Raw genomic sequence first — 25,523 nt, 5'->3', positions numbered from 1 at the left:
TAAAAATTAATATATTTAATTGTGTTATTTTTGTAAAAAAGCGCTTTACTTCTGTATTTTAAACCTTTATATTAATAACCGAACAGGTTTCTGTTGTTTAATTAGTATTAAATGTTAATGCTAATGTTATGATATTTTGGTATTTTAGAAAGGTCTGGATAACATGTCAATTACACTTTTAACTGAAAAGAGCGGCCCCACAATTAGTAAATACCTTTATGGTCAATTCTCCGAACATCTCGGTACGGGGATTTATGGGGGCATCTACGTGGGCGAGAATTCGGATATTCCCAATGTCCACGGGATGCGCAGCGATGTGGTCAACGCCTTAAAGGCCATTCACATCCCCGTTTTACGCTGGCCCGGGGGCTTGTTCGCCGATACTTATCATTGGCAAGATGGCATCGGTCCTAAAGCCGACCGGAAGAAAATCGTCAACATGAACTGGGGCAAAGTCACGGAGGACAATGCTTTTGGCACCCATGAGTATTTTGAGTTATTACACCAACTGGGGGCAGATGCCTATATTAACGGCAACGTGGGCAGTGGAACGGTACAGGAAATGGCGGAATGGATCGAATACATGACCATGCCTGGGGAGTCCCCCATGTCTAAATTGCGGCAACAAAACGGCCAAACTGCCCCTTGGCGGGTGAAGTTCTTTGGCATCGGTAATGAATCCTGGGGCGGCGGTGGCAATATGCGCCCGGAATATTATGCGGATGTTTACCGGCAGTACCGCACCTTTGTCCACCACTATGATGCGGACAAGCCTTTGTATAAAGTCGCCTGTGGCCCCAATGCCGGGGATTACCATTGGACCGACACGGTGATGAAAATTGCCGGCAAGTACTTAGATGCCTTAAGCCTGCACTACTACACCATCCCCACCGATGACTGGTCCCACAAAGGCAGCGCCACAGATTTTCCTGAAGACCAATGGTACGCCACCATCAAACACGCCCAACATATGGAGGAGTTGGTCACCCGCCACGCCACCATCATGGATCAATATGACCCAGAAAAAAGAGCCAGTTTGATCGTGGATGAATGGGGTACTTGGTACGATGTGACCCCGGGCACAAATCCTGGCTTCTTACAGCAACAAAATACCCTGCGGGATGCCATGGTGGCCGCCATCACTTTGAATATTTTCCACAAACATGCTGATCGGGTACGCATGGCTAACATTGCCCAAACCGTCAACGTCCTGCAGGCCATGTTATTGACGGATGGGCCTAACATGGTCAAGACCCCGACTTATTATGTCTTTGACATGTATCAACAACATATGGATGCTCAGCAAGTCACTGGTATTGGCGATTTGCCGGCACACACCGACTATACCGCTTCGCAAAAAGACGGGGCATTGACCCTGTCCTTGACCAACTATGATTTAACTGCCGCTGCTCCCCTGACCTTCAACGTGGGGCCTGGCTTTAAGCAAATCACCGCAGCCACCATTTTAACGGCACCGACCATGGACGCCCACAATAGTTTTGAAGATCCCGAAGCCATTCAAGAAGCTAAATTTACCAAGGCTACTTTGAAGGACGGTACCTTGCAACTCACCTTGCCTGCCAAGAGCATTATTACCCTTAGCTTAGCTTAGTGTCAATGAGCCCCCGCAGCAGTTTCATTTGCTGCGGGGGTTTTTGCATGGTCACAGTTGTGGTCAACAAGCAACCAAAATCTAAACAGAAAGTGACAAACCGTGTTATACCGGGTTTGGCACGTTATTTGCTTATAGTTATATGAAAGCGTTTAACTAGGCCAGCTTTGACTTAGGGAAACCAAATATTTTGGAGGTGTTCGGAATGATTGAAATGATGAGAGTTGATGACCGCTTGATCCACGGTCAAGTGGCCCTACTTTGGACCAAACAACTGGGTCTTGATCGTATCATCGTAGCCAATGATAAAGCTGCTGCCAGTGATATTCAAAAAAATGCGTTACTGTTAGCGGCCCCAGCCAAGGTGAAAGTGGCCATCGTCCCAGTGAAAAAAGCCATTGCCATGGCCAATGATCCCAGAGGTGCCCGGTTTAAGATGTTGGTGTTGGTGAATAACGTCAATGATTTATATCAAATCGTCCAACAAGTTGACCCGGGGGACACGAAAGTCGATATTGCCAACGTGGGTCGGGTCAGCGGTGATATTGAAAACAAGCATAAGATCAACGAAACGGTCTACCTTAACGACGAAGAACTGGCCCAGGTCAAAGAAATTAATACCTTAGCGAAAAACTTCGTGTACCAGCCGCTCCCAACTGATAGTCCCAAACCATTTGCAAGTTTACTCAAGGGGGAATAATTTATGTTACTGTATCAAGCCTTTATTATTGCGCTGTTTGTTGCTTGGGGTAAATGGATCGGGGCTTATGGCTCCTTTGGCCAAGTCATGCCCTTCTTCTTCACACCAATTTTGGCCTTGTTATTGGGTAAAGATCCGGTCAATGCCTTAATGATCGATGCTGCCATTGCCTTGGCTTTTTACGGGGTCATGCAAATTGGGGCCGTTTTACCCCAAGATACTGGTTTTGGTGGGGCATTAGGGCTAGGGTTTGCCTTGATTTTGAACCAAAAACCCGCCATCGGGGTGGCTTTAGCCGTGCCAATCTCCATGCTGGCCGTAGTGGTTTGGAACTTGCTGAAATTCTGGTTCACCACCAACGTGGAAATTTTCGACAGATACATTGATCAACGGAACTTACGCAAATTCAATCGTTTATGGTGGATCCAAATGGGCGTGTATATCTTTACATACTTCATTTTAGCCTTTTTAGCCGTCTTATTAGGCACGCATGGTATCAAAGCCTTTGTCACCAGCATTCCTAAGCCGCTCTTGAGTGGTTTGACCGTTGCGGCAGGCATGTTGCCAGCCGTTGGGATGGGCATGTTGTTGAAATTCGTTTGGAACATTGAATTTTTGCCATTTTTCATTGCCGGTTTTGTGTTAGCCGCTTATCTGAAATTGCCAATTATGGCCATCAGTTTGTTCGGGGTCGTCTTTGGGCTGGTTATGTTCTTTATCGACCGGCATATCAATGAAGTTAAAAAGAGCAATAGTCTCAGTACTACCAATAATGTCAATAGCGATGATGAGGGGGATTTCTTCAATGACTGATGCACAAGCAGCACCACAAAAAGATAATAATTTACAGCTTAATGCCGATGAAAAGAAACTGACCAAACGCCTATTTTGGCGGAACATGTGGCTGGGCTTTAACATGAGTTATACCCGTCAGCAAGGGGTGGCTTGGGATTGGATCCATGCCCCAATTTATAAAAAAATTTATAAAGATGACCCAGATAAATTCTGGGAAGCCATGAAACGAAACATGGAATTTTATAACACCACGCCTAATATGAACGGTATTGTGTCTGGTTTGGCGGTCTCCATGGAACAAGAAAACGCTAAAGCCCCCGCCGGCACCTTTGATACAGCTGGTATCAGCGGGATGAAAATCGGGCTCATGGGGCCCATGGCCGGCATTGGCGATACCTTCTTCGCCGGCGTTTGGGGCTTGATTTTAGCCGGCATCGGCATCAGTTTTGCCAAGGCCGGGAATATGGCGGTCTTATTAGTATCCGTGATTGGTTTGATCCCTAACATCGCTGTGCGTTGGTACGGGCAAAAGTACAGTTATAAATTAGGGAGTAAATATATCGCCAAAGCTGTGCAAGATGGTTTGATGACCATGTTCACCAAGGCTACTTCAATTGTAGGGGTCACCGTTGTGGGGGGGATGATCGCCACGTTGGTGAAATTCCCGCTGGTATTCAAAACCAAGATCAACGGCAATGTCTTTGCCCTGCAAAAAGTTTTTGACCAAATCATGCCCAGCCTTTTACCACTGGCCCTATCTGTCATTTGCTTCGTACTGTTGCGCAAGGGCAAAAATCCGGTGCTGGTTTTAGTGGGTGTCGTGTTATTAGGCTTTATCTTGACCTTCCTGGGAATTACCGGGGCATAAATTTTTGGACGCAGTCATCAATCGATGGGCTGCGTTTTCGTGTGGAAAGGATGTAATCGACAATGAATAAAAATGGCCAACCTTGGCTAGATGATGCCGGGGACTTGATTCAAGCCCACGGCGGCATGATTTTACAACACGATGGCACTTATTATTGGTATGGCGAAAATAAAGGAGTGGCTAACTATCTAAATGCGGCGGGCGTCAACATGGTGCCCTTTGTGGGTATTTCTTGTTACAGCTCGCTAGATTTAAAAACTTGGCACAACGCCGGTATCGTCTTGAGCCAAGCCACCGACCCCACTAACACCTTGACCCAAGCCAGTATCTGCGAACGGCCAAAGGTGCTATATGATGCTGCCAACCAGCACTTTGTCATGTGGTGCCACTACGACACCCCGGATTATAAATTCGCCGGCAATTTAGTGGCGGTGGCCACCGGCCCAACTGGGCCTTTTCAAGTCCAAAAAGTCCTACGGCCCAACGGCAAGGAAAGTCGGGATATGACTCTTTTCCAAGATGGCGACCAGGCTTATTTGATCCACAGTTCCGACATGAACAAAACGCTGTATTTCAGCGAACTGACCGAAGACTTCACGGGTTTCACCGGCTTTAATGCCAAGGCTTTCGTGGATCAGGAAAGAGAAGCCCCCACGGTCTTTCATGAAGGCGACTGGTATTTCACCATCACTTCCGGCTGTACCGGCTGGCGTCCCAATCCCGCTCTGTTTTCTCGCGGTCACTTTTTGTTTTCTAATCAAAAGTTGATCAATAATCCTTGCACCGGCCCTAAAGCCAGCACCACCTACGACGGCCAGCCCACGTTTGTCCTCCAAGTTGATGGTCACTATTATTTAATGCTCGACCACTGGCAACGTTTTGACCTGAAGCACTCCGGTTATAGTATCTTACCTATTGACATCCAGGGTCGGGATTTAACCATTCCTTGGGTAGAACAGCCCTTTGGCGGCCAGCTTTAAAAACATGGGTTAGTGTTTAAACCAAATTCTATTATTAAACACTAGGCTTTTTGAACACTGCTTGTTTTCAATCCGTGAAAATGCTACATTAAATCGTAAAAAGGCTTTCAAACCAGAACAAGGAGAATGTGCGATGGTATCCGCCAAAAAACGTGTCTTAGACACCTTAACCCAATTAACTGAACAAACCGATGCGGTGACCACCATGGCCATTGCCGAAGTCTTGGCCCTAAGCCGCTCGGTGACCAGTCACTATTTATCACAGCTATTAGCCGAACAAAAGGTGAAAAAAATCCCCGGTCGACCCGTCCGCTGGCAGCTGATTCAAACTACGCCAGCCGTTGCAAATACCCCTTTGCAGCTTCACGCCCTTCAAAAAATCATCGGGGCTAACGGCAGTCAACTGGATAATATCCGCAAATGTATCGCCGCGGTGAAATATCCCAACGGTGGCTTGAATATTTTACTCACCGGTAAAAGCGGCGTGGGTAAGACCTATTTGGCCCATCGCATCTATAACTATGCTAAAGAAACCCAAGTCATCGCCACTGACGCGCCCCTTAAAGTTTTGAACTGTGCGGACTATGCCAATAATCCCGAGTTGTTATCTTCTATTCTGTTTGGCTACATCAAGGGGGCCTTCACGGGCGCACTACACAATAAGACGGGCTTACTTCAAGCTGCAGACGGGGGTTATTTACTGTTGGATGAAATCCACCGTCTATCTGGTGAAAATCAGGAAAAACTGTTTACCTTCATGGACACTGGCCATTTCCGGCCTATTGGTGAAAACCAGCGGGATAGCAGCGCTTCAGTCCGCTTGATTTTGGCCACCACTGAAGATCCCCAGGCGGTCTTGTTAGACACCTTTCGCCGCCGGGTCCCGGTGAACGTGCACGTCAGTCCTTATGAAGATCGGCCCCTGGATGAACGCTTAGCCTTTATCCGCACCTTATTTCACGATGAAGCCCAACGTTTTGAAAGTAATTTACAAATCAAACCCGACGTGGTGCAAATGCTGACCCAACTCAAACCAGTGGGGAACGTGGGCTATTTGAAAAACCTCATTAAAGTCGCCTGTGCCCGGGCCAATACCCGGGAACCCAAGGCTGATGCCAAGCTCATGGTCATTACTCTAGCAGATTTTGAAGGCGAAGATATTGCCTTTCATGATGCTGGTCAGCTGTTTTCAACCCCAATGACGATTGCTCAAAATATGCCGCTGCACCTGCCCAATGACCAACAGCAAGTCGATGCCAGTACGATTCAACACTTCTTAACCACCCATCCCCACCCCACAGCTGCTGCCAGTCGCTTGATGATCCAGAATTTAGCGGCTCAACATCGCCATGAACCGATTCAACGGCCCATTCTACACAGCCTGCACCAACGGTTTTACAATCAAGTGGTTCGCCATCGTTTTGGCCTTAAAAGCACTTCTGAGTATGAAGCCATCTTCTTTCGCCTGTATGCCCAGCGGGTGGTTGTTTCTGATGAACAATTAAAACACCTGCAACAAGAAGTGGCCAACAACTACCCCCGCTCAGTACACGTGGCGGCCCGTTTTTATACCAGTCTACCGATTTTAGACCGAAATAGTCATAAACTCCTGGCGGCGTTATTAGCCTGTTGCATCAGTGAACTGGTGGATGAAAAAATTCCCCTGCGCTGTTTAATGGTGGCCCATGGCAGCCGCACCGCCACCAGTATTCAATCGGTGGTGAACCAACTGTGTGGCACTTATTTAGTGGACGCCATCGATATGCCCATTGATACCACCATTGACCAACTCATCGTAGAAGCCAAGAACGTGGTGGACGCCTTTGACACCGCCAATGGCTTTATTTTACTGATCGATATGGGGTCATTGAGCCAATTGTACCGGCAAATCAAAAATGCCCTGAATGGGGACGTACTGGTGATCAATAATTTGACCACCGCCACAGCCTTAGATGTGGCCTTGAAGATTCAAAGTCGCCTGCCCTTTGACCAAATCGCCGAACATGCCCGTAATGATTACGCCATTTCAGCCCAATACTTTGAAGGCTTTGCCAAGGGGCAAAATATTGTGATTTCCTGTATGTCGGGTTTAGGTATTTCTGAGAAATTACGGGATATTTTCCAAGAAGTGCTGGGACAGCAAATCAGCCTGGTGACCATGGACTTCAGTCACCTGCAACAAAGTGTTCGGGCCAATGACCGCAGTGAATTTGAATCCACCTTGCTGGTGATCACCACCACCAATTTGCCCAAATCCTTCACCATCCCCAACATCAATATCTATGACTTATTAACCCCCGACGGCCAAGTCTTCTTGCACGATGTGTTGAAACCATATGTGGACCAACCCACCTTTGATGACTTGTACAATCGCATCGTCCGCTTCTTATCCATCGAAGGGGTCACGGAACGCCTGTCTTTCTTGAATCCGTCGGTGATCATCCAAGAAGTGGAGACGGTCATTTACAAATTCGAGCACTATTATCATGTGAAACTAGACGGTAAAATTAAACTCAATCTTTACATGCACATTTCGCTGATGGTTGAACGTTTAATGACCGGGGCCGGCGCCACCCAGGCCAATGATCTAACCCCGGAAAATACCCAGGAACAAGAATTTTTTGACGTGGCCAAAGGCATTTGTAAACCGCTGGAATTGAAGTACCATATCGACATTAACGGCTACGAGCTATCCTTGTTATATCAGCTATTTCAAGCAATTGTCAGTGATGGCGATACCCCTAGAATTGATTCATAACCCCAGACGGTTCTGACCTATTTTGGTAGAACCGTTTTTGTTTTTTAAGATTGAACAGGAAGTCTGGCACGTTACTTGCTTGATAGAGGATGGAAACCCATAACAGTTAGGAGACGTCATTCATGACAAGAATTATCTTTATTTCCCACAATCAATTAGCCGCCGGATTAAAGGCAGCCGTTGAAATGATTGCTGGTCCACAAAAACAACTGGAAGCCCATGGCCTCATGCCCGGGGAAAAACCAGATGACATTATTCAACAGATTCGCCAAACGATCCAGCCCGAGCAACAGGTCTTAATTTTAGCAGATCTGGTAGGCGGCAGCATGTGTAATGCCGCCATGGCACTGTTAGATTTGCCCAATGTGACCTTGCTAGGGGGGATGAATTTGGCCCTGGCCCTGCAAGTGGTCTTAACGCCGCCCCAAAGCGATAAAGAGATTGAACATGTCTTAGACCAGGCCAAAACTAATTTACAACACGTGATATTAAAAAAAGTCGCTAATAATGACGGGGATGGTTTTTTCTAAGCCCTCAATTCATGACAGGAGGCGTCATTCAAATTGCTAACCAATATCCCTTTAAACAATATTCAGCTCACTGATCCAGAACTCCTACGGGGGCAAAACAACACCATCAACTATCTACTCAGCTTAGCACCAGACCGCTTCCTGTATGGTTTTCAAAAGGTCGCTGGCTTACCCACAACGGCTTCAAAACCTTATGGGGGCTGGGAACGCTTGCGGGGGCCTAATTTTCGCGGCCACTTCCTGGGCCACTACTTGTCTGCCCTGGCCCAGGGGTTGGATATTGCCAAAGATGACGTGACTAGAAGCAAGCTCTTAGCTAAACTCGAATTATGTATTACCGGTTTAAACCGGGTCCAACAGGTCTATACCACAGCTAACCCCCAAAGTGCCGGGTATCTATCGGCTTTTAACGAAATTGCCCTGGCTCAAATCAACGGGTCAACGTTGCCTAGCACCGCAAAGGAAAACGTCCTAGTTCCCTGGTATATCTTGCATAAAATCTTAGCAGGATTGATCGACACCTATGAACACCTGCAACAATATAACCTGGGCCTGGCTAATACAGCTTTACACATGGCTGATCAATTTGGAACCTATATTTATCACCGGGTTAGTCAATTCGATGATCGCCAAAAGGTGCTAAAAACTGAATACGGTGGGATGAACGCCGCCCTGTACCATCTGTTTACCATTACCAAAGACAGGCGCCATTTGGCAGCGGCCACCTATTTTGATGATATGGATTTATTCAATGCCTTAGCTGCTGGCAAAGATATCTTAACCAATCAACACGCCAACACCATGATTCCTAAAGTGATTGGCGCCCTGAGCAGATATGAATGCTTTAGCGACCCTAAGCTGACCAATTTCTATCTAGATGCCAAAGCTCGTCAACAACTGCCCCGGTATTTAAAAGCCGCGCAACATTTTTGGGACATGGTGGTTAACCACCATACTTATGTCACCGGGGGCAATAGCCAAAACGAGCATTTCCACAGTGCTGATGACCTCTATCATGATGCTGTCTTGGCCGATGGGGCAACCACTTGCGAAACCTGTAATACTTATAATATGTTGAAATTGAGTCGCGCTTTATTTAAGGTGACCGGTGCGAAGCAGTACTTGGACTATTATGAGCAGACTTATACCAACGCGATTTTAGGGTCGCAAAATCCTAAAACGGGGATGCTGACCTACTTTCAACCCATGGCAGCCGGCTATTATAAGGTCTTTAATCGACATTATAATGATTTTTGGTGCTGTACAGGAACTGGTTGCGAAAGCTTTACCAAGCTGGCCGATAGCTATTATTTCCTAGAAAATAACACGTTGTATGTGACCCAGTATTTTGCCAATCAGTTGATCCTACCTGCTCAAAACTTACGCTTGAATATGGCAGTGGATCGCCAGACAGGTGCTATCGCCGTTAAAATCCACCAATTAATCCCCAATGAAGCCGTTAAGCCCATGCAACTCAAATTTAGAATTCCAGATTGGTGTTCACAAGATACTGAGCTTCGACGCAATCAGATCCCCCAAAATTTGACTGAAACTGCCGGCTTTATCACCATGACCCAAGTTGTCCCGGGCGATACCTTCACCCTTCACTTTAAAATGACCTTAACCCTCACGACCGCCCCGGATAACCCCCACTATGTGGCGCTAAAATATGGGCCGTATGTCTTAGCCGGCCTTTTAGGGGACCGGGACCTGACTGCTGATCGCCCTTGCGGCACCTTAGTCCGAGCTGCAACGCGCAATCCCAAGGCTAGCTATTTTCTGACTAGTCCAGTCACCTGGTCCCAGTGGTTAAAGGCATTACCTTTAAATTATCAGTTAAACCACAAGACCCCCTACTTAATCAGCGTGACCTTACCGAATGTTAATGAACCTATTGAATTTGTCCCCTATTATCAAATATTTAACCAGCGCTATGGCATTTACTTCCAGTGGCAACAAGCTGAGTAATAAAGCCTTCAAAAATCGCCACCATTCCAAAGTTTTTTTGAAATGGTGGCGATTTTATAGCATGCTGATTGAAATTAACGTTACCTATTCTGAATCCAATTCAAATTTGGCTACCCAAGTTGAGCCATTTTAAGCAACGTCCGCACCATCTGACAAGTAAAGCCATATTCGTTGTCATACCAGGCCACGGTTTTGACCAACTGAACATCCCCGGCAGTCACCACTTCGGTTTGACTGGGATCAAATACCGAACCAAAGGTGGTATTGATAATATCGCTGGAGACGATTTGATCAGCCGTCCAACTAAAACTGTCATTTCCCTGAGTATAAGGTTTGATATGGGCGTTGACCTGTTCAGCGGTTAAGCCTTTGGTCCGCAAAAGTGTGACCAGCTCTGTTAACGAACCATCTGTCACTGGGACCCGTTGGGCATGGCCTTGCAGTTTGCCATTAAGTTTGGGCAAAACCAGTCCAATGGCCTTAGCCGCCCCAGAAGAATGGGGGATGGTGTTCACCGCGGCTGAGCGAGCTGCCCGCAAGTTCCCCCCGCGCACCGGGCCATCCAGTAACATCTGAGTGGACGTATAGGCATGGACGGTGGTCATGGTGCCTACTTCAATGCCGAATTCCTGGTCCAAAGCCTGGGCCATGGGGGCTAGGCAATTGGTGGTACAAGACCCCGCCGAGACAATTTGATCAGTAGCTGTCAGGATACCATCATTCACGTTGTAAACGACCGTCGGCACGTCGGAACCAGCTGGGGCTGAAATCAAGACCCGCTTGACCCCAGCGCTTAAATGGGCCTGGGCTTTGGTTTGACTGGTGTAAAAGCCAGTGCATTCCAGGACAAAGTCGACGCCATCTTTTTGGACCCAGGGCAAGTCAGCGGCATTGGGGTTGGCATAAACCGGGTAATTTTTGCCAGCTACCAGGATGCTATCTGCCGTTGCTGCTACTTTTTCCTTGAAGGTCCCGTGGGTGGAATCATATTTCAACAGCTGGGCCAACATGGCGGGGGCCGTCAAATCATTAATGGCCACGACCTCAATGCCTGAAGCCGGGCCGATTTTTAAAATACGCCGGAAAGCTAAGCGGCCAATTCTACCAAAACCATTAATACCAATTTTTACTGTCATATCATTATCTCCTCGTAGTATGCTTAGTATTGGAATACAGTCTTAGTATGCCTCGTGTTGCCGGGGGCAAACAGACCGCAGTTATCCTAGGATAAGTCATCCTACTTTGAGGTGATCAGATGAATGAACAAGTAATGGGGCACTTTTTCAGATATAAACGCACCCATGCCGACCGTATCAAATTTAAAGTCCCCACCATCAAACGCCGCACGCCGGGGTTGACCAGAGACGAAGTGGCCACCTTGGCCCATGTGAGCACTGATTGGTACACCCGCATCGAACAGGGCAGAACAGGGGTCAATGCCTCTCCAGAAGTGTTGCAAAGCCTCTGTCAGGCCCTGGCTTTGAATGCAGCCGAGCAGACCTACGTCTTTAACTTAGCTAACCAAATTCCCCCGATAAAAGTCCCTGATCCAGGTAATCTTGAATTGGCCCAGTTACTGGACCAGCAATTACCCGCCCCGGCCTTTATCATGGACCAAACCCTGACTGTCCTGCAGGCAAATACCACTTATAAGCAGTTATATGGTGATTTCTTGAGCCAACCCCCGCTGCAGCGCAACTTGGTTTGGCGGGTATTTCATAGCGCTATTTTAAAAGACCGGCTGACGGATTGGCCTACCTATGCCGCCTACATGACCGCCTTATTTCGCCAACAATATAGCCGGGATGCGGACTCGCCGGCACGCTTTCAAGTTTTTGAAGCTATTGAACAAGACGCCACCTTTCAACAAACTTGGCAGCAGTTGACCGTGGCTAATTTCCAAGCCCAGCCCCTGCTGTTGTCCCTGCCCCATCAAGAAGAGCTCTATTTGCTGGAGCATACTCTACAAGTCCCTGGGCAGGATCTTTATGTGGTCATTCAGTTGCCTGGGGATGAGGCTAGTTTGGCCCTGTTGCAAAATTTGGCGTCTACCCCTAATTAATATTGAACAGCATCTGCCATCAATAACGAGCCATAGCTTATTAGGCTTAAAAACAATCGTAAACGAAATTACTCTGTTTACGGTTTTTATATTGTTTATTGTGAAAGCGAATACATATATAATGAATATAGCTTCGTTGCCGTACGTCCCTATATTCCTGACAGACATTCATCCCCAATCTACAACCCGCTATTCAACTTAAGGAGTCAAAGCATGGCACTAACTGAAAACTTCCCCTTCATTATCAATGGCATTGTTGGACAACAATGGACTTCAAGTGTCGACAGTAACCTAAGAATCTTATTTGGTATGCGTGGCAGTTGGCAGCTCCATACAAAAAAAGCAACTTATCAGATGTCAGCTGAAGATGTGCTAGTTTTAAATGCATTTGAAATCGCCCAAGCGCAGGCGACAAGTCCGGACGCTGTCCTTTTTCTTATTGAAATCCATCGCGAGGAAATTGAAAATCAGTTGGATATGCAATGGACACCAATTTTTGATTGCAATTCAATGGCAGCTAATCAATTTACCTATCGCAAAAACGAATTTAATCAATTACGTGAAAAATTACTAGCTTGTATCGCTAGTTTCTATGAAGTTTCAGGTCAAAATAGTTTTGGCGTCTATGAGAAATTCTTCAGTCTTTTAAATTTCCTGAAAAGCCATTTCCAAAAAGGTTCATTTCACGTGCCGGACGATTTTAGTGAAAAGATTCAACGGGTATTAACGATTATTCATCTGAATTACACCAAACCTTTAACCCTCCAGCAAATCGCTGATGAAACGTTCTTGTCTTATCATTACCTGTCGCATAAATTTAAGGCAGAAGTCGGCGTTTCTTTCAAAAAAAACTTAACCACTTATCGTTTAAAAAAAGCCGCAACTGCTTTAAAAATCTCTGACCATTCTATTTTAAAAATAGCCCTGGAAAACGGCTTTACAAATAGCAAAGCTTTTCACCAGGCTTTCAAAGAACACTATGGCACAACACCTAGAGAATATCGGCTGAAACAAACCCTGCCCACCCTTGACCAGACAAAGGCCGCTGGCCAAACCATGGACAGTTTTGAGCTTTTAGATATCGAAGCAGTCATGCTGGAACTATCTAATTATATTATTCAAAAAGACTCTGAGGATTTTTTAGAACCCAAACAACTCCAAAAACAAATTACGCTACATCAGGCGACAACTGCGCGCACTGTCTTGCCAAAAATCTTAAACATTGGCCATTGCAGCAACTGGTTGCGCAATGATTGTCGTCAGGCTTTATGCGAAACTTGTCAGGAATTAAACATCGATTACCTACGTTTTAGCGACGTCTTAATTGAAAATTCACTAGCACCGGATAGCTTCGGCATTCTACCAAGTCAGTTTCAGTTGATCCGTCTATTGCGCTTTACGGTTGAACAGCACTTAACGCCAATCATTCATTTTAAATTAAACCCTGAATTTATCAGTAGCTTAACCAATGGAGTCTCTATCAAAGAGGCCTTTCAAACTTGGTTAACGCCCCGTCTTGAAGTGCTGCAACAATTGGTTGATGAATTTGGGGAAATCTCAAATACTTGGCATCTCGAATTTGACATTGACCCCTTTCCACCAGACGTCACAGAAATTTTTTCTATGTTTTATCAGCAATTAAACACCGTTATTCATCACCCAACAATCGGCTTAAATATTGGTGCTTTATTCAATTCGCCTGAACTTAATCAACTGGATACTTTATTGGCAGATTTAGCAAAACGTCACTTAATGATTGATTTTATTGACTATCGTAGTGACCCAAGCCACGATTATCTCTGGGATGAGACCCAGCAAAATTTGTTGGAAAACTACCAGAAATACAATTTAACCACATTAAAAGAGACATTAACAAAATACCATTGCTCAGAAAAAATTTTGCTCAGTGAATGGAACACTTTGACCGGCAATGGCACGACTTTACGTGGCACTTTCTTTCGCTCTGCCATTATGCTAAAGGACTTGCTTTACTTAACTACAGAAATTGATGGTGTCGGCTTTTGGTTGAATAACGAACATTTATTAACCCAACCTCAGCCCACTAGCAATGGCCAAGATCGTTTAACCTTATATATCGGCTATCAATTAAAGCGCCCAGCTTTTTTCGCTCTACAGCTTTTCGACAAATTAAAGGGCCCGCTTTTATATCAAGATGACACTATCTGCCTCACACAACAAGGCCAAATATTAACCCTACTTTTGTTAAATCCGGCCTACTTTAATCCGGCCATGAGTATTGATGAAACCTATATGCAGTATCAATCACAGTTGATAAATCTTGATTTATTGCCAATAAATCCAGGAACCTATCAAATCAAAACTTATTCTTTAGATAAGGATCATGGAGGCATTTATAACGAGATGTTACAGACTAGTGGTTTGGAGTCTATCGATCAAGAAGTCATCGATTATCTTAAAAGGGCGATTCTTCCCAAATTTGAGATTTCGCAAATTACGGTTACTAAAAAGCTTAAATTTAAAGAGTTGCTTAGCTTTAACGCCTGTCGTTTAATCCAAATTAAGCGACTACCGCAAAAATCACGCTAATCTAAACTTCGACACATAGATGAATTGGCTAAACCTGTTGCAAAATCAGGCTTAACCAATTCTTTTTTAGTGTCCAACAATAATATCAGTTGCATTAACCTTCAACACAGCGCAATAACTTAACGGCACTTTTGGCTTATTACCGACTTCTTCGTAAAACTCCACAAAAATATTGCCTGCTTTACTCAAAATACGCCACGCTTTATGTATGCGCTTTCTTTAGAATGAACTTATACCCTAATAATCACTTAAAAATAAAACGAGGTGTACAAAATGGATGGCAAGGTTCGTGAAGTCACAAAAGTTTCTAGTAAAAGTAGTGCTGGTATTGTCTTCGCCTTAATGGCTGGTTACTCAATGGTTTATATGGATAAGTCCATGGTTTCAACAGCAATCATCCCCATTTCTCAACAATTCAATTTGAATTCCGGTCAAGCTGGTCTGATTATGTCGCTTTTCTTCTTAGGTTACTCGTTAATGCAAATTCCAGGTGGTTGGCTGGCCGATAAAATCGGCGCGAAAAAAGTCTTGATGCTCTCTTTAGCCATCATTTCCTTATTTTCTTTTGCCTTTGGCGCTGTCAGTGGCTTAATGCTTTTCATGGTAATTCGCTTTTTTGCAGGCATTGGCCATGGCGGTTATCCACCAAGTGTCTCTAAAGCCATCTCCAGTAACTTCCCAAAAGAACGGCGCACATTTATTCAATCAGTTATTCTATCAACTTCTGGCATTGGCGGTATTCTTGCCTTTACTTTAGGCGCCAATTTAATCAGTCAAAGCTGGCGTTTGGGCTACTTAGTCCTGGGTAGTTTGTTCGCGATTGCTTTGATTTTAGTAGGTATCTTTGTCCCTAAAGATGTCCAATTCGCTAAAAAACAGCAAACCGTTGCTATCCCCTTTAAAAAAGTCATTGCCAATCGTAATGTATTGATCTTGTTTGCAGCAATGCTTTTATTAAACTTTTTACTTTATGGAAATATTTCCTGGTTGCCAACGGTTTTAGCTCAAAAATTTGATTTGGCAATAACCCAAGTTGGTTATTTACTAGCCGTAAATGCAATCTTCCAAACAATTGCAACAATGTTTGCCGGTATTTTGTTATCAAAATTATTCTTAGGCAGAGAAAAAGGATTCATTCTTGGGGCAACAATTCTATCAGCTATTTTCGTAGTTGTCTTTGTGCTATCCACCAATTTAATTTTAGCAATGACTGCTTTGGTACTGTTAAGTATGATTTCTGTTTCCGCTTTTACAGCAATCTTCACGCTACCTCATAAAATTATGGATAGTACTATCATTGGATCCGCAATTGGCATCATCAACACTGGTGGTATGTTGGGTGGCTTTCTAGCACCTATGATTTTGGGTCAGTTAATTAATCTCGGCGGTGGTTCTTTCACTATTCCATTCGGATTCATGGCGCTTGCCAGTATTCTTTGTGGTTTGACAGTTTTAACATTGAAAAACGGGGGTAAAAAATAATGACCAATCCAAAAAAACATATCTCAGAACTTATCGAAGCAAAACGCGATAAATTTACAGCAGCTGCCGATCGCATCTGGGCGACACCTGAAACCCGTTTCGCAACCAAAAAATCCGTAGAACCTTTTTATGAAATTCTAGCAGAAGAAGGTTTCGACATTGAAAAGGGTCTAGCGGATATGGATTATGCTTTCGTCGCTACTTATGGTTCTGGCAAGCCAGTTATTGGTATCTTAGCTGAATACGATGCCCTAGGTAGTTTAAGCCAGGTTGCCGATTTGGGTGAGCAACAGGCCGAAACCCCTGGTGGCAATGGTCAAGGCTGTGGCCATAATCTATTAGGTACTGGTGCACTAGCTGGTGCAGTGGGTATTAAAGACTATATGGCTGAAAACCATCTTGAAGGGACAATTAAGCTATTTGGCTGTCCCGCAGAGGAAAGCGGTTATGGCAAGGCCTATATGGCAAGAGCTGGCCTGTTCGATAACTTAGATGTCGCCTTAGCCTGGCATCCTATGGATATTAGTGGTCCCTGGTCGATCAGCAGTTTAGCTGTTTATCAAGTTTATTATAATTTCAAAGGTGTTTCGGCTCATGCCGCTGCAGCGCCAGAGCATGGTCGTAGCGCCCTTGATGCCGCTGAACTGATGAATATTGGTGTACAGTTCTTGCGAGAACACATCATTGACGATGCCCGTGTTCATTACGCCTTTATAGACGCTGGTGGTGAATCTGCTAACGTCGTCCAGCCAACTTCCAGCCTCTATTACTTCATCCGTGCACCAAAAATTGAACAAGTCGATGCTATCTACCAGCGGATTAATAAAATCGCCCAAGGTGCCGCATTGATGACTGAAACTGAACTAACAATTGACTTTGATTCAGCGTTACAATTACTTACCAAATCAGGTATTAACAGCAGCAATGTATGAAAATCTGTTAACTGAAGGTAAACTAAATTTGAATCAAGCCGATCTTGAATATGCCCAGCGCTATTACGATAGTTTAACCCCTGCCAGCAAAGAAGCTTTAATAAATCGTGCGCAACAGTTCGCACCTGAAGCAGGTGCCAAAGAAATTCAACGCTTAGCTTCTTTACCAATCGCTGAACAAGTCCAGCCCTTAATTTTCTCTGAAGAAACATCTGGTTCAACAGATGTCGGGGATGTCAGTTGGGTTTGTCCGACGGCCCAAGTTATGGTTGGCTGTGAACCACAAGGCACACCACCTCATAGCTGGCAGTGGGTTGCCAATGGTAAATCAAATATTGCTCACGAAGGCTTACTATCAGCTGGTAAAACTATTGCAGCAACTGCATATGATTTATTAACTGAGCCTGAATTAATCGCCCAAGCAAAAGCAGAACATCAAAAGACATTAAATGGGACTGTTTATAAATCAGCAATTCCGGCGGAAGTTTCACCGAAATAAGACTTCAAAAAGAGATTATCTCATGTCACAATCAAACTATTCAAGTGTTTTTGATATCATTGGTCCTATTATGATTGGTCCCAGTAGTTCTCACACAGCTGGAGCCGCGCGAATTGGGAAGGTTGCCCGACGAATTTTTGGCGCACAACCGGACGCTGTGGTGATTTACTTATATGAATCATTCGCAGAAACATATCAGGGCCATGGCACCGATGTTGCTTTAGTTGCAGGTCTGTTGGGTATGGCACCAGATGATCCAGACCTAAGCGAAGCTTTGAAAATCGCTTCTGAAATTGGTATTAAAATCTCATTCGTTTTAAAACAAGAAAAGTCTGAGCACCCCAATACAGTCCAGTTACGGCTCACAAAGGGACCGCGTATCTTAACGGTTACTGGCATTTCAATCGGCGGTGGAAATATTCAAATTTCTGAAGTCGATGGCTTTAAACGCGCTCTTTCTTTCGGTTCCAGTTTTAAATAAAATTCGTCTATGCACAAAAACCGCCACCATTTCAGCTGCGCTTCTGAAATGATGGCGATTTTTTGTAATATTTGATTTGAGGTTATTACTTTGAAGTATGACTTCAATTTAGTACATGGTTTTGGCGCTTGTCCCAAAGGGTTGGACGGACCCCTTGAAGCTTTGATCTATTTTATTTGGAAAAACGCGCGTCTGTGCAAAACACGCTTTGAAACACAGGTTAAATTAGTTCAGTGGTTCCCATTTCCAGTCGTTCACTTCGTCTAAGTCAGTACCCTCAGCGCGAATGTAGTCGTGGTGTTTTTGGAGTTTATCATCCATGGCAGAGTTGAACTCAGCAGCCTTAGTGCCGTAAACAGAAGTTGCAGCATCTTTAGCTAAATGATAACGATCCAATTCGTTCATAACCCGGATATCAAATGGTGTAGTGATATCCCCATCTTCACGGTAACCATGAACATATAAGTTATGGTTATGGCGTTTGAAGAAGATGCTTTGGATCAAGTCTTCGTAGCCGTGGAAAGCAAAGATGACTGGTTTGTCAGCTGTAAAGTAGTTGTCAAATTCTTCATCACTCAAACCACGAGGGTCTTCAGACGGATGACGTAACTTCAACAAGTCAACAACGTTGATGAAACGAATCTTCAAATCAGGGAATTGTTTGTGCAAGATGGAAATTGAAGCTAAGGCTTCCAAGTTAGGTTCAGTCCCAGCTGCTGCGATAACAACATCAGGTTCTTCGCCGGCTTTAGTGGTGCTAGCCCAGTCGATAACTTTCAAGCCTTGGTCAACTAATTGTTCTGCTTCTTGGACCGTGTAGAATTGTGGTCTTGGATGCTTAGAAGCAACTGTTAAGTTCAAGGTTTGTTGCATCCCTAATGCTTTATGCATAACAGCCAACAAAGTGTTGGTATCAGCAGGCAAGTATTCACGGATGTACTTCGGTTTCTTTTCAGACAAGTGAGTCAATACACCAGGATCTTGGTGGGTATAACCGTTATGGTCTTGTTGGAAAGAAGTAGAAGCAGAGATGACGTTCAATGAAGGATACTTGTTACGCCAAGGTAATTCGTCAGCTTTACGGATCCACTTGAAGTGTTGGGTCAACATAGAGTCAACGACCCGTAAGAAGGCTTCGTAACTGGCAAAGACACCATGACGGCCAGTTAAAGTATAACCTTCAAGCCAACCTTCGTCTTGATGTTCAGATAATTGGGAATCAATTACCCGACCAGCAGGGGTCATGTCAGAGTCATTGCCAGGGCGAATTGGTTCCATCCATTGACGGCCAGTTGTTTCAAAGACGTCTTGTAGACGGTTTGAAGCTGTTTCATCTGGGCCAAAGATACGGAAGTTCTTAGGGTTGTTACGGATAACATCCCGATAGAATTTACCTAATTCAACCATGTCTTGGGCTTCGTTATCACCATGTTTAGTGTTATCTAAAGCATAGTCACGCCAATCTGGTAAGTTCAAAGGTTTAGGATCGATCCCACCGTTTGTGATTGGGTTTTTAGCCATCCGTTGGTCCCCAGTTGGGGCAATGGCTTTGATTTCAGGTAATAATGTGCCATTATCATCAAATAATTCTTCTGGCTTGTAAGATTTCAACCAGTCAACCAAGGCATCAGCATGTTGTGTGTCTAATTGGTCAACAGGAATTGGAATCTGATGGGCACGATAAGAATCTTCGATAGGTTCGCCGTTCCAAGTCTTAGGACCAGTCCAGCCTTTAGGGGCACGGAAGATGATCATTGGCCATACTGGGCGAGTTGCTTCGTCGGCTGGTGCTTTACGGGCCTTGTCTTGAATAGCTTTGATGCCTTCAACGGCTTGATCCATCGCTTTAGCAAGTTCTGGATGAAGTTTTTGAGGATCGTCGCCTTCAACAAAGATTGGTTCCCAACCTAAGCCTTCAAAGTATTTTTGTAATTCTTCGTCTGATTTACGTGCCAAGATAGTCGGGTTAGCAATCTTGAAACCATTTAAGTTCAAGATTGGCAAAATTGCCCCATCATTTACTGGGTTGATGAAGACGTTAGAGAACCAAGAACCAGCCAAAGGACCAGTTTCAGCTTCACCATCACCAACAACCGTAGCCGCGATAACATCAGGGTTATCAAAAATCGCACCCACACCATGGGAAATGGAGTAACCTAATTCCCCACCTTCATGGATAGAACCTGGTGTTTCAGCTGCCGCATGGCTGGCTACCCCACCAGGGAATGAGAATTGTTTGAATAGGCGTTGTAAGCCGGTTGTATCTTCAGTAATACGTGGATAAATCTCAGTGTAGCTGCCGTCCAAGTAGGCGTTTGAAACCATGACTTGGCCACCATGACCGGGACCTTCGATGTAGAACATATTTAAGTTGTATTTATTGATAACACGATCTAAATGGGCATAAATAAAGTTTTGACCAGAAATTGTACCCCAGTGTCCAATTGGATGAACCTTGAGATCAGTGGCCTTTAGGGGCCGTTTCAATAACGGATTATCTTTTAAGTATAATTGACCAACAGAAATGTAGTTGGCAGCGCGCCAATATTTGTCTAATAAGTCAAAGTACTCTTTGGAAGAATAATCTGTTTGTGCTTTTGTATCTACCATGCAAATACACCCTCCTAAATTGTCTAACGGTAAAGAAATCGTATGGCCAAAATCGAACAAATTTATCGGCGCACACTTTTAATATCAACTTCCCCCACATCATAATCGAATAAATCCAAAATGTCAACCAATTTTAAAAAAGGAACGTACCAATTTTAATTTAAAGCGGTAAACGTGTTGTAACGCATGAATTTATAGTGCAAGCGCATGTGGGAAAATTCGATGGGTGTGCCCCGATCGGTAAAGAAGATACCTTCCATCACACCAACGGGTTCAACTGGTTTTAATTTCAACAATTTTTGGTCTTGCTTGTTGGACACGTCTGCGGAGATGGTCAAAAATGACCGGGTCACAAAAATATTGCGGGATTCTTGCAAATAATTATACAAGGAGCCGGCAATCATTTTCTCCGTGAGGTCGGGGACTAATTTGACGGGAACAAAGCCATCTTCAATCATAAATGGCTGGTCGTCAAAGGCCCGCAGTCGCTGGATTTCGTAAACAAATTCCCCAGGCTCCAGAAATAAAGCTTCTTGAATTTCTGGCTTAGCGGGCAAGACTTTAAACCCCAGCACTTGAATGTCTGGATGTTGGCCGTCTTTTTGATACATATCCGTGACCCCAACGTTATCCCCGGAAATGTTGTACATGGGGCGATTTTTCAAATAAAGCGGGTTGATAAAAGTCCCAGCCCCCTGTTTTTGAAAAATCATCCCCCGTTGGATCAAACTGTTCAGTGCCTTTTTGACACTGCTGCGGCTGACGTTAAATTCTTCAGCCAGCACACGCTCGTTTGGTAATTTTAAGTCTGCGAATTTACCTTGATTGATTTGTTGCTGTAACGCGCTAATTACCCTTTGATAAACTAAATCTGCCACGATGACCTCCTCGCTCTCTTGGATTTGAGTATAGCATATCACTATTGAGGCGGGCTGGTCAGCTAAGAGGGCTTTTTCAAGCCAAGTTTTTTAGGCCGGCTTTGTTTTCTGAAAAAGGGCAGCGGCGGTAGCGGTTAATTTTTCGTCGATCTGCAAATTCACGGCGTCATCATACTGCAAGAACGGCGTACTGACGTTGGTAATTTGACAGTCTTTGAAGGTTAGGGTCAGGGGGTGTTGACGGCCGTAGACGGTAGAGGTGTGGCTCAGGCCATTGATGGTCATATTTTCAAAGGTCAGATTCGTTAACGGTTGGGCTTCATGCATTAGGGCGTGGTCGCCATAGTCGTAGATCACCAGACGATAGGCTTGGTCCACCTGACAATTTTTAAAGGTGATGGCCCCGGTGTCGTAGCGGTACTGTTCTGGAATCACGGCGTAATATTTCAAAATGGCATGGGTGTAATAAGTGCCTTCGGAAATATGGGGATAGGTGCCGGGGCCTTTGAAATTGACCCCGTCAAAGACCAAGTTGTGGCCGCCAATGCGGGCCCCGTTACAAGCCGTACGCACCTCACAATTGCGGGCTACCAGGTCGCTGACATCATAGCCGGCAAAGGCATCGTCGCCGGTTTCTAACAGACAGTCTTCAATCAGGATATTTTGGGAGTGATGCAAATTAAAGCCATCATGGCCAGCGTAAATAGAAACATGTTGAACGGTCAAATCCTGGCAGGCGTCTAAACAGTGGGACCAGTTGGCACTATTTTTGAACTGGTAACCCTTTAAGGTCACCTTTTGACAGCCAGATAAAATAACACCCATGGGGCCCCGGAAGCCCTCTTCACCTCGGGTATCCCACAAATCCCGGCCGTCAAAGCCAGAGTTGTTTTCCCCCACAATCGTAATATTTTTTTCATGAAAAGCTTGAATCAAGGCGTAGAAATAATAGGGTGGCAAGTGCCAGGCTTGGATGTATTCGGGATCTTGTAGGTATTGAATAGAACTGGGGATATGAAAATCTTGGTAGTCGGCTAAATCCGTACTGCCCACGATCCAAGCCCCGCTTTGTAAATATAGGGTCATGTCGCTGTATAAACGCAGGCCTCCGGTGTGGTAGTAGCCTTTGGGAAAGGTGATTTGGCCGCCGCCCGCTGCATGGCACTGGTCGATCACCGCTTGAATGGCCGCGGTTTGGCTGGTTTGGTAGTTGGGTTTGACCCCATAATCGGTAACTGGATAGGTTGGCATCATAAAACCTGCTTTCTTAAAGGTTGTAGCCATAGACTTCAATTTGAGTCAGGGCTGGAAATGGGGAGTCATCCCCAGCTTTTTGTAAATCTTTTAATTGTACCCATTGGACTTGGCGGCTAGCGAACTTGAAAGTTTGTAAATTCAAATCCTTCGCCGTGTCTAACTTCAGGGTACTGCCATCGGAAAAGGCTAACGTGACCTGGGTCCAATAGCTGTCGTGGGGATAATCCCCCCGGAATAACAGGTCCACCCGATCCACTGCCACGGTGCGCCCAAATTCCACCGTCAAGGCCGCGTCCGCCTGCTGGTTGATGCCCCAGGATTGGAAGGGATAAGACCCATGGGCCAGATTGGCCAGTTTACCATCAATGGCATTTTTGGCGAAGAATACCGATTCCCCCCGGGTTTCCACATTGGCTTTGGCATGGGGATACAGGCCGGTCTCGTGATACTGATCGTGGGTGTTTAAGGCTAGATTTTGATAGCGGTTGACTTCAAAGGGTTGGGCCAAGCGTACCGCCAGGTAATGGCGGGTTGAGTGAAAACTGGTGTCCAATTGACTGGGGATCAGCTTCTCGGCAAAGGGCATTTGATAAGTCCACTGGGTACCGGCGAGGTATACCAAACTGGGGGCCAGGGTCTCGTCTAATTGCACCCACAGGTATTGCTGAGGTTTTTCGGTGGTCACTTTGATTTGGTCCCCGGCTTCCCAAGTCATGGCCTTGGTACCAAAGGCCACTAAGTTCTCGCCGCTTTGGCGGTAATCAATGGGGTCTTGGTCTGAAGAAATCGCCCCGGATTTTACTTGACCCTGGGCATCTAATAATTCAATGGTAATTTTCATGGTTAATCGTCTCCTTTAAGCTTATTCAGCATGAGTTTCTTGATAGTTGAAATATTTAAAGTCGGCATGGCTGCTATGTTGGTCTAAATCCTGGGCACAGATCCCCACCATGGCCCCGGTGAAGGCTAGTTTGCCATGGTCTTTGATATAGTCATCAGAGATGTGGTCCGCTGGTAGAACTGGGCCGAACGTGACCCATTGGCCGCCTGCAAAAATGTAAAACTGACTGGCGGTTTTGTGGACAGTAACCGCTAATTTTACGGTGTTTTCTGAAAGTACGTGGTGCTCTGAAGCATAATGATGCTCCCCTAACTCAGCCACTTCGATCTGCAAGTAGGCTTTCTGGGTATCTTCATCATAGGAGCACTGTAAATATTGATAGTTATCAGTGTCATAAAATAACACGAGCCCGGCCAATTGTTGGAAACTCTTGGGCTCAAAGGACAGTTCTGTTTCCACCCGAAAATCAAAGGCCTGCCAACGCCGGGCCACCAGGGTTTGTTCATGCACACTGGTGATACTCTGGGTGCCAAATAGGCGCAAGTAACCGGGACGGGCGGTTAAGGACGCCCGGGTCCCTAAAGGTGCCCGCAGTGATTTGAAGGCTATTGGCAGCTTTGAAATAGTCCCAAAATCCACATTTTCTGAATAATCCTGGCGTTGGGTGACATTTTCTCCAATACTTGGGGCAGTCACCCATAAATCCGGTGACGTGGTGCCATTAGCTAAGCGGGGCCAATCCTCGATCCAGTCTAAGGGCTGTAAGGAGGTCTCCCGACCCAGGGGACAGTTCCCCCGTTGGACACCCTTTTCCCGCAAAGGTCGGGCGGATATGTGGACGATGTACCATTCGTCGGGGTTAACTTCCACAAAACTGGCGTGGCCGGATTTTTGTAGGGGATTGTCTGGATCAGTTTTAGTGGTCAACAGGGGCTGATACGGGGAAACCTCATAAGGGCCGTAGACATTACGGCTACGGCAGACGGTGGCGGCGTGACTGTAACCGGTGCCCCCGGCGGCGCATAGCAGGTAATACCAGCCATCTTTTTTCAGCATTTGCGGACCTTCACACACACCCAAGTCCGTGCCGGTGAAAAAGTGCTGGCGCTCCCCCACCAATTGCCGTTTCGTCAAATCTAGCTCTTGAATCACCAAGCCAGCAAAGCCCGGCTTATCCAAACGCTGGTCGTACAACATGTTGATCACATAACTCTTGCCATCCTCATCGTGGAAAACACAAGGGTCAAAGCCGCTGGCGCTGATAAAGCTGGGTTCACTCCATGGGCCTTCGATGTTATCCGCAGAAATCAGGTAATTTAGCGTATCTTTATAAGCGCCCCGCGTCTTCACATCGGTATAAATCAGCCAGAACTTCCCCTGGGCATAGCTCAAGTGAGGTGCCCAAATGCTGCCGGAATTATAATTCCCCCGCAGATCAACTTGACTCAAGCGGGTCAAGGGATTGGCCACGACCGTCCAGTTCACCAAATCTTGAGAATGATAAATCTCCACCCCAGGCCACCATTCAAAGGTGGAGGTGGTCAGGTAATAATCTTGGCCCACTTGTAAGACACTGGCGTCGGGACTAAAGCCCGGAATAATTGGATTTTTAATTTTTGTCATACTTATCGCTCCTAAAATCGCAAAAACTATCACCGTCAACCTACTTGGCCACCAGTGATAGTTCTGCATTTTTTGATTA

19 protein-coding genes and 1 pseudogene are annotated in these 25,523 nt (G+C 45.4%); 14 read left to right on the top strand and 6 right to left on the bottom strand.

Annotated features, from left to right (window positions below):
- Nucleotides 1-163: 163 nt before the first annotated feature.
- The 8 genes from FC83_RS05820 to FC83_RS05785 all read left to right on the top strand — a co-directional run bounded on the left by FC83_RS05820 (nucleotide 164) and on the right by FC83_RS05785 (nucleotide 10,211).
- On the top strand, nucleotides 164-1,612 hold the full coding sequence (locus FC83_RS05820; protein WP_057002516.1) for an alpha-N-arabinofuranosidase: 1,449 nt from the start codon (nucleotides 164-166) through the stop codon (nucleotides 1,610-1,612).
- 205 nt (nucleotides 1,613-1,817) lie between these two features.
- Complete coding sequence (locus FC83_RS05815) at nucleotides 1,818-2,312, top strand: PTS sugar transporter subunit IIB (protein WP_035451177.1); 495 nt, start codon at nucleotides 1,818-1,820, stop codon at nucleotides 2,310-2,312.
- 3 nt (nucleotides 2,313-2,315) lie between these two features.
- Nucleotides 2,316-3,125: a PTS mannose/fructose/sorbose/N-acetylgalactosamine transporter subunit IIC gene (locus FC83_RS05810; protein ID WP_057002515.1), complete on the top strand. Its 810-nt coding sequence runs from the start codon at nucleotides 2,316-2,318 to the stop codon at nucleotides 3,123-3,125.
- Nucleotides 3,118-3,975, top strand: a complete 858-nt coding sequence (locus FC83_RS05805; protein WP_057002514.1) for a PTS system mannose/fructose/sorbose family transporter subunit IID — start codon at nucleotides 3,118-3,120, stop codon at nucleotides 3,973-3,975. Before FC83_RS05810 ends, FC83_RS05805 begins: the two co-directional genes overlap by 8 nt.
- A 62-nt stretch (nucleotides 3,976-4,037) precedes the next feature.
- Complete coding sequence (locus tag FC83_RS05800; protein ID WP_035451172.1) at nucleotides 4,038-4,955, top strand: glycoside hydrolase family 43 protein; 918 nt, start codon at nucleotides 4,038-4,040, stop codon at nucleotides 4,953-4,955.
- A gap of 133 nt (nucleotides 4,956-5,088) precedes the next feature.
- Entirely contained in the window at nucleotides 5,089-7,713 is a 2,625-nt protein-coding gene (locus tag FC83_RS05795) for a sigma 54-interacting transcriptional regulator (protein ID WP_057002513.1), read from the top strand.
- A 122-nt stretch (nucleotides 7,714-7,835) separates the two neighbouring features.
- Entirely contained in the window at nucleotides 7,836-8,243 is a 408-nt protein-coding gene (locus FC83_RS05790; protein ID WP_057002512.1) for a PTS sugar transporter subunit IIA, read from the top strand.
- 33 nt (nucleotides 8,244-8,276) lie between these two features.
- Nucleotides 8,277-10,211 carry a beta-L-arabinofuranosidase domain-containing protein gene (locus FC83_RS05785; RefSeq protein WP_052004474.1) on the top strand — a complete coding sequence of 645 codons (1,935 nt, stop codon included), beginning with the start codon at nucleotides 8,277-8,279 and terminating at the stop codon, nucleotides 10,209-10,211.
- 110 nt (nucleotides 10,212-10,321) lie between these two features.
- On the opposite strand, the gene gap is transcribed toward FC83_RS05785, so the two are convergent.
- On the bottom strand, nucleotides 10,322-11,347 hold the full coding sequence (gene gap, locus FC83_RS05780) for a type I glyceraldehyde-3-phosphate dehydrogenase (RefSeq protein ID WP_057002511.1): 1,026 nt from the start codon (nucleotides 11,345-11,347) through the stop codon (nucleotides 10,322-10,324).
- Between the two features lie 119 nt (nucleotides 11,348-11,466).
- Here gap and FC83_RS05775 point away from each other — a divergent pair, with 119 nt between their 5' ends.
- The 6 genes and pseudogenes from FC83_RS05775 to sdaAB all read left to right on the top strand — a co-directional run.
- Entirely contained in the window at nucleotides 11,467-12,273 is an 807-nt protein-coding gene (locus FC83_RS05775) for a helix-turn-helix transcriptional regulator (RefSeq protein WP_057002510.1), read from the top strand.
- 213 nt (nucleotides 12,274-12,486) lie between these two features.
- Nucleotides 12,487-14,841: a helix-turn-helix domain-containing protein gene (locus tag FC83_RS05770; RefSeq protein WP_035451168.1), complete on the top strand. Its 2,355-nt coding sequence runs from the start codon at nucleotides 12,487-12,489 to the stop codon at nucleotides 14,839-14,841.
- A gap of 273 nt (nucleotides 14,842-15,114) precedes the next feature.
- Entirely contained in the window at nucleotides 15,115-16,323 is a 1,209-nt protein-coding gene (locus FC83_RS05765; protein WP_035451167.1) for an MFS transporter, read from the top strand.
- A complete protein-coding gene (locus tag FC83_RS05760) occupies nucleotides 16,323-17,255 on the top strand; it encodes an amidohydrolase (protein WP_236700811.1) in 933 nt (310 codons plus the stop codon). The genes FC83_RS05765 and FC83_RS05760 overlap by 1 nt, the downstream gene beginning before the upstream one ends.
- Nucleotides 17,256-17,283: 28 nt before the next feature.
- Entirely contained in the window at nucleotides 17,284-17,754 is a 471-nt protein-coding gene (locus tag FC83_RS17370) for a zinc-binding metallopeptidase family protein (RefSeq protein ID WP_235184199.1), read from the top strand.
- A 22-nt stretch (nucleotides 17,755-17,776) separates the two neighbouring features.
- Nucleotides 17,777-18,223, top strand: a pseudogene (sdaAB, locus tag FC83_RS05755) (L-serine ammonia-lyase, iron-sulfur-dependent subunit beta); the annotation flags it as partial.
- 237 nt (nucleotides 18,224-18,460) lie between these two features.
- Here the strand turns inward: sdaAB and FC83_RS05750 are convergent.
- From FC83_RS05750 to FC83_RS05730, 5 genes are all read right to left on the bottom strand, one after another.
- Nucleotides 18,461-20,845 (bottom strand): phosphoketolase family protein, encoded by a 2,385-nt coding sequence (locus FC83_RS05750; protein ID WP_057002509.1) that lies wholly within the window; start codon nucleotides 20,843-20,845, stop codon nucleotides 18,461-18,463.
- Nucleotides 20,846-21,000: 155 nt separating this feature from the next.
- Nucleotides 21,001-21,723, bottom strand: a complete 723-nt coding sequence (locus FC83_RS05745; protein WP_035451165.1) for a GntR family transcriptional regulator — start codon at nucleotides 21,721-21,723, stop codon at nucleotides 21,001-21,003.
- A gap of 90 nt (nucleotides 21,724-21,813) precedes the next feature.
- Nucleotides 21,814-22,977, bottom strand: coding sequence for a glycoside hydrolase family 28 protein (locus tag FC83_RS05740; protein WP_201782540.1), 1,164 nt, complete (start codon nucleotides 22,975-22,977; stop codon nucleotides 21,814-21,816).
- 13 nt (nucleotides 22,978-22,990) lie between these two features.
- Nucleotides 22,991-23,821, bottom strand: coding sequence for a hypothetical protein (locus FC83_RS05735; RefSeq protein ID WP_035451152.1), 831 nt, complete (start codon nucleotides 23,819-23,821; stop codon nucleotides 22,991-22,993).
- A 21-nt stretch (nucleotides 23,822-23,842) separates the two neighbouring features.
- Nucleotides 23,843-25,444, bottom strand: a complete 1,602-nt coding sequence (locus FC83_RS05730; protein WP_057002507.1) for a glycoside hydrolase family 43 protein — start codon at nucleotides 25,442-25,444, stop codon at nucleotides 23,843-23,845.
- Nucleotides 25,445-25,523 lie beyond the last annotated feature (79 nt).

Origin of the sequence: Agrilactobacillus composti DSM 18527 = JCM 14202 (genome assembly GCF_001436375.1) — a bacterium.
Classification (GTDB): Bacteria; Bacillota; Bacilli; order Lactobacillales; family Lactobacillaceae; genus Agrilactobacillus; species Agrilactobacillus composti.
This window is presented reverse-complemented; position numbering and strand designations above follow the sequence as displayed.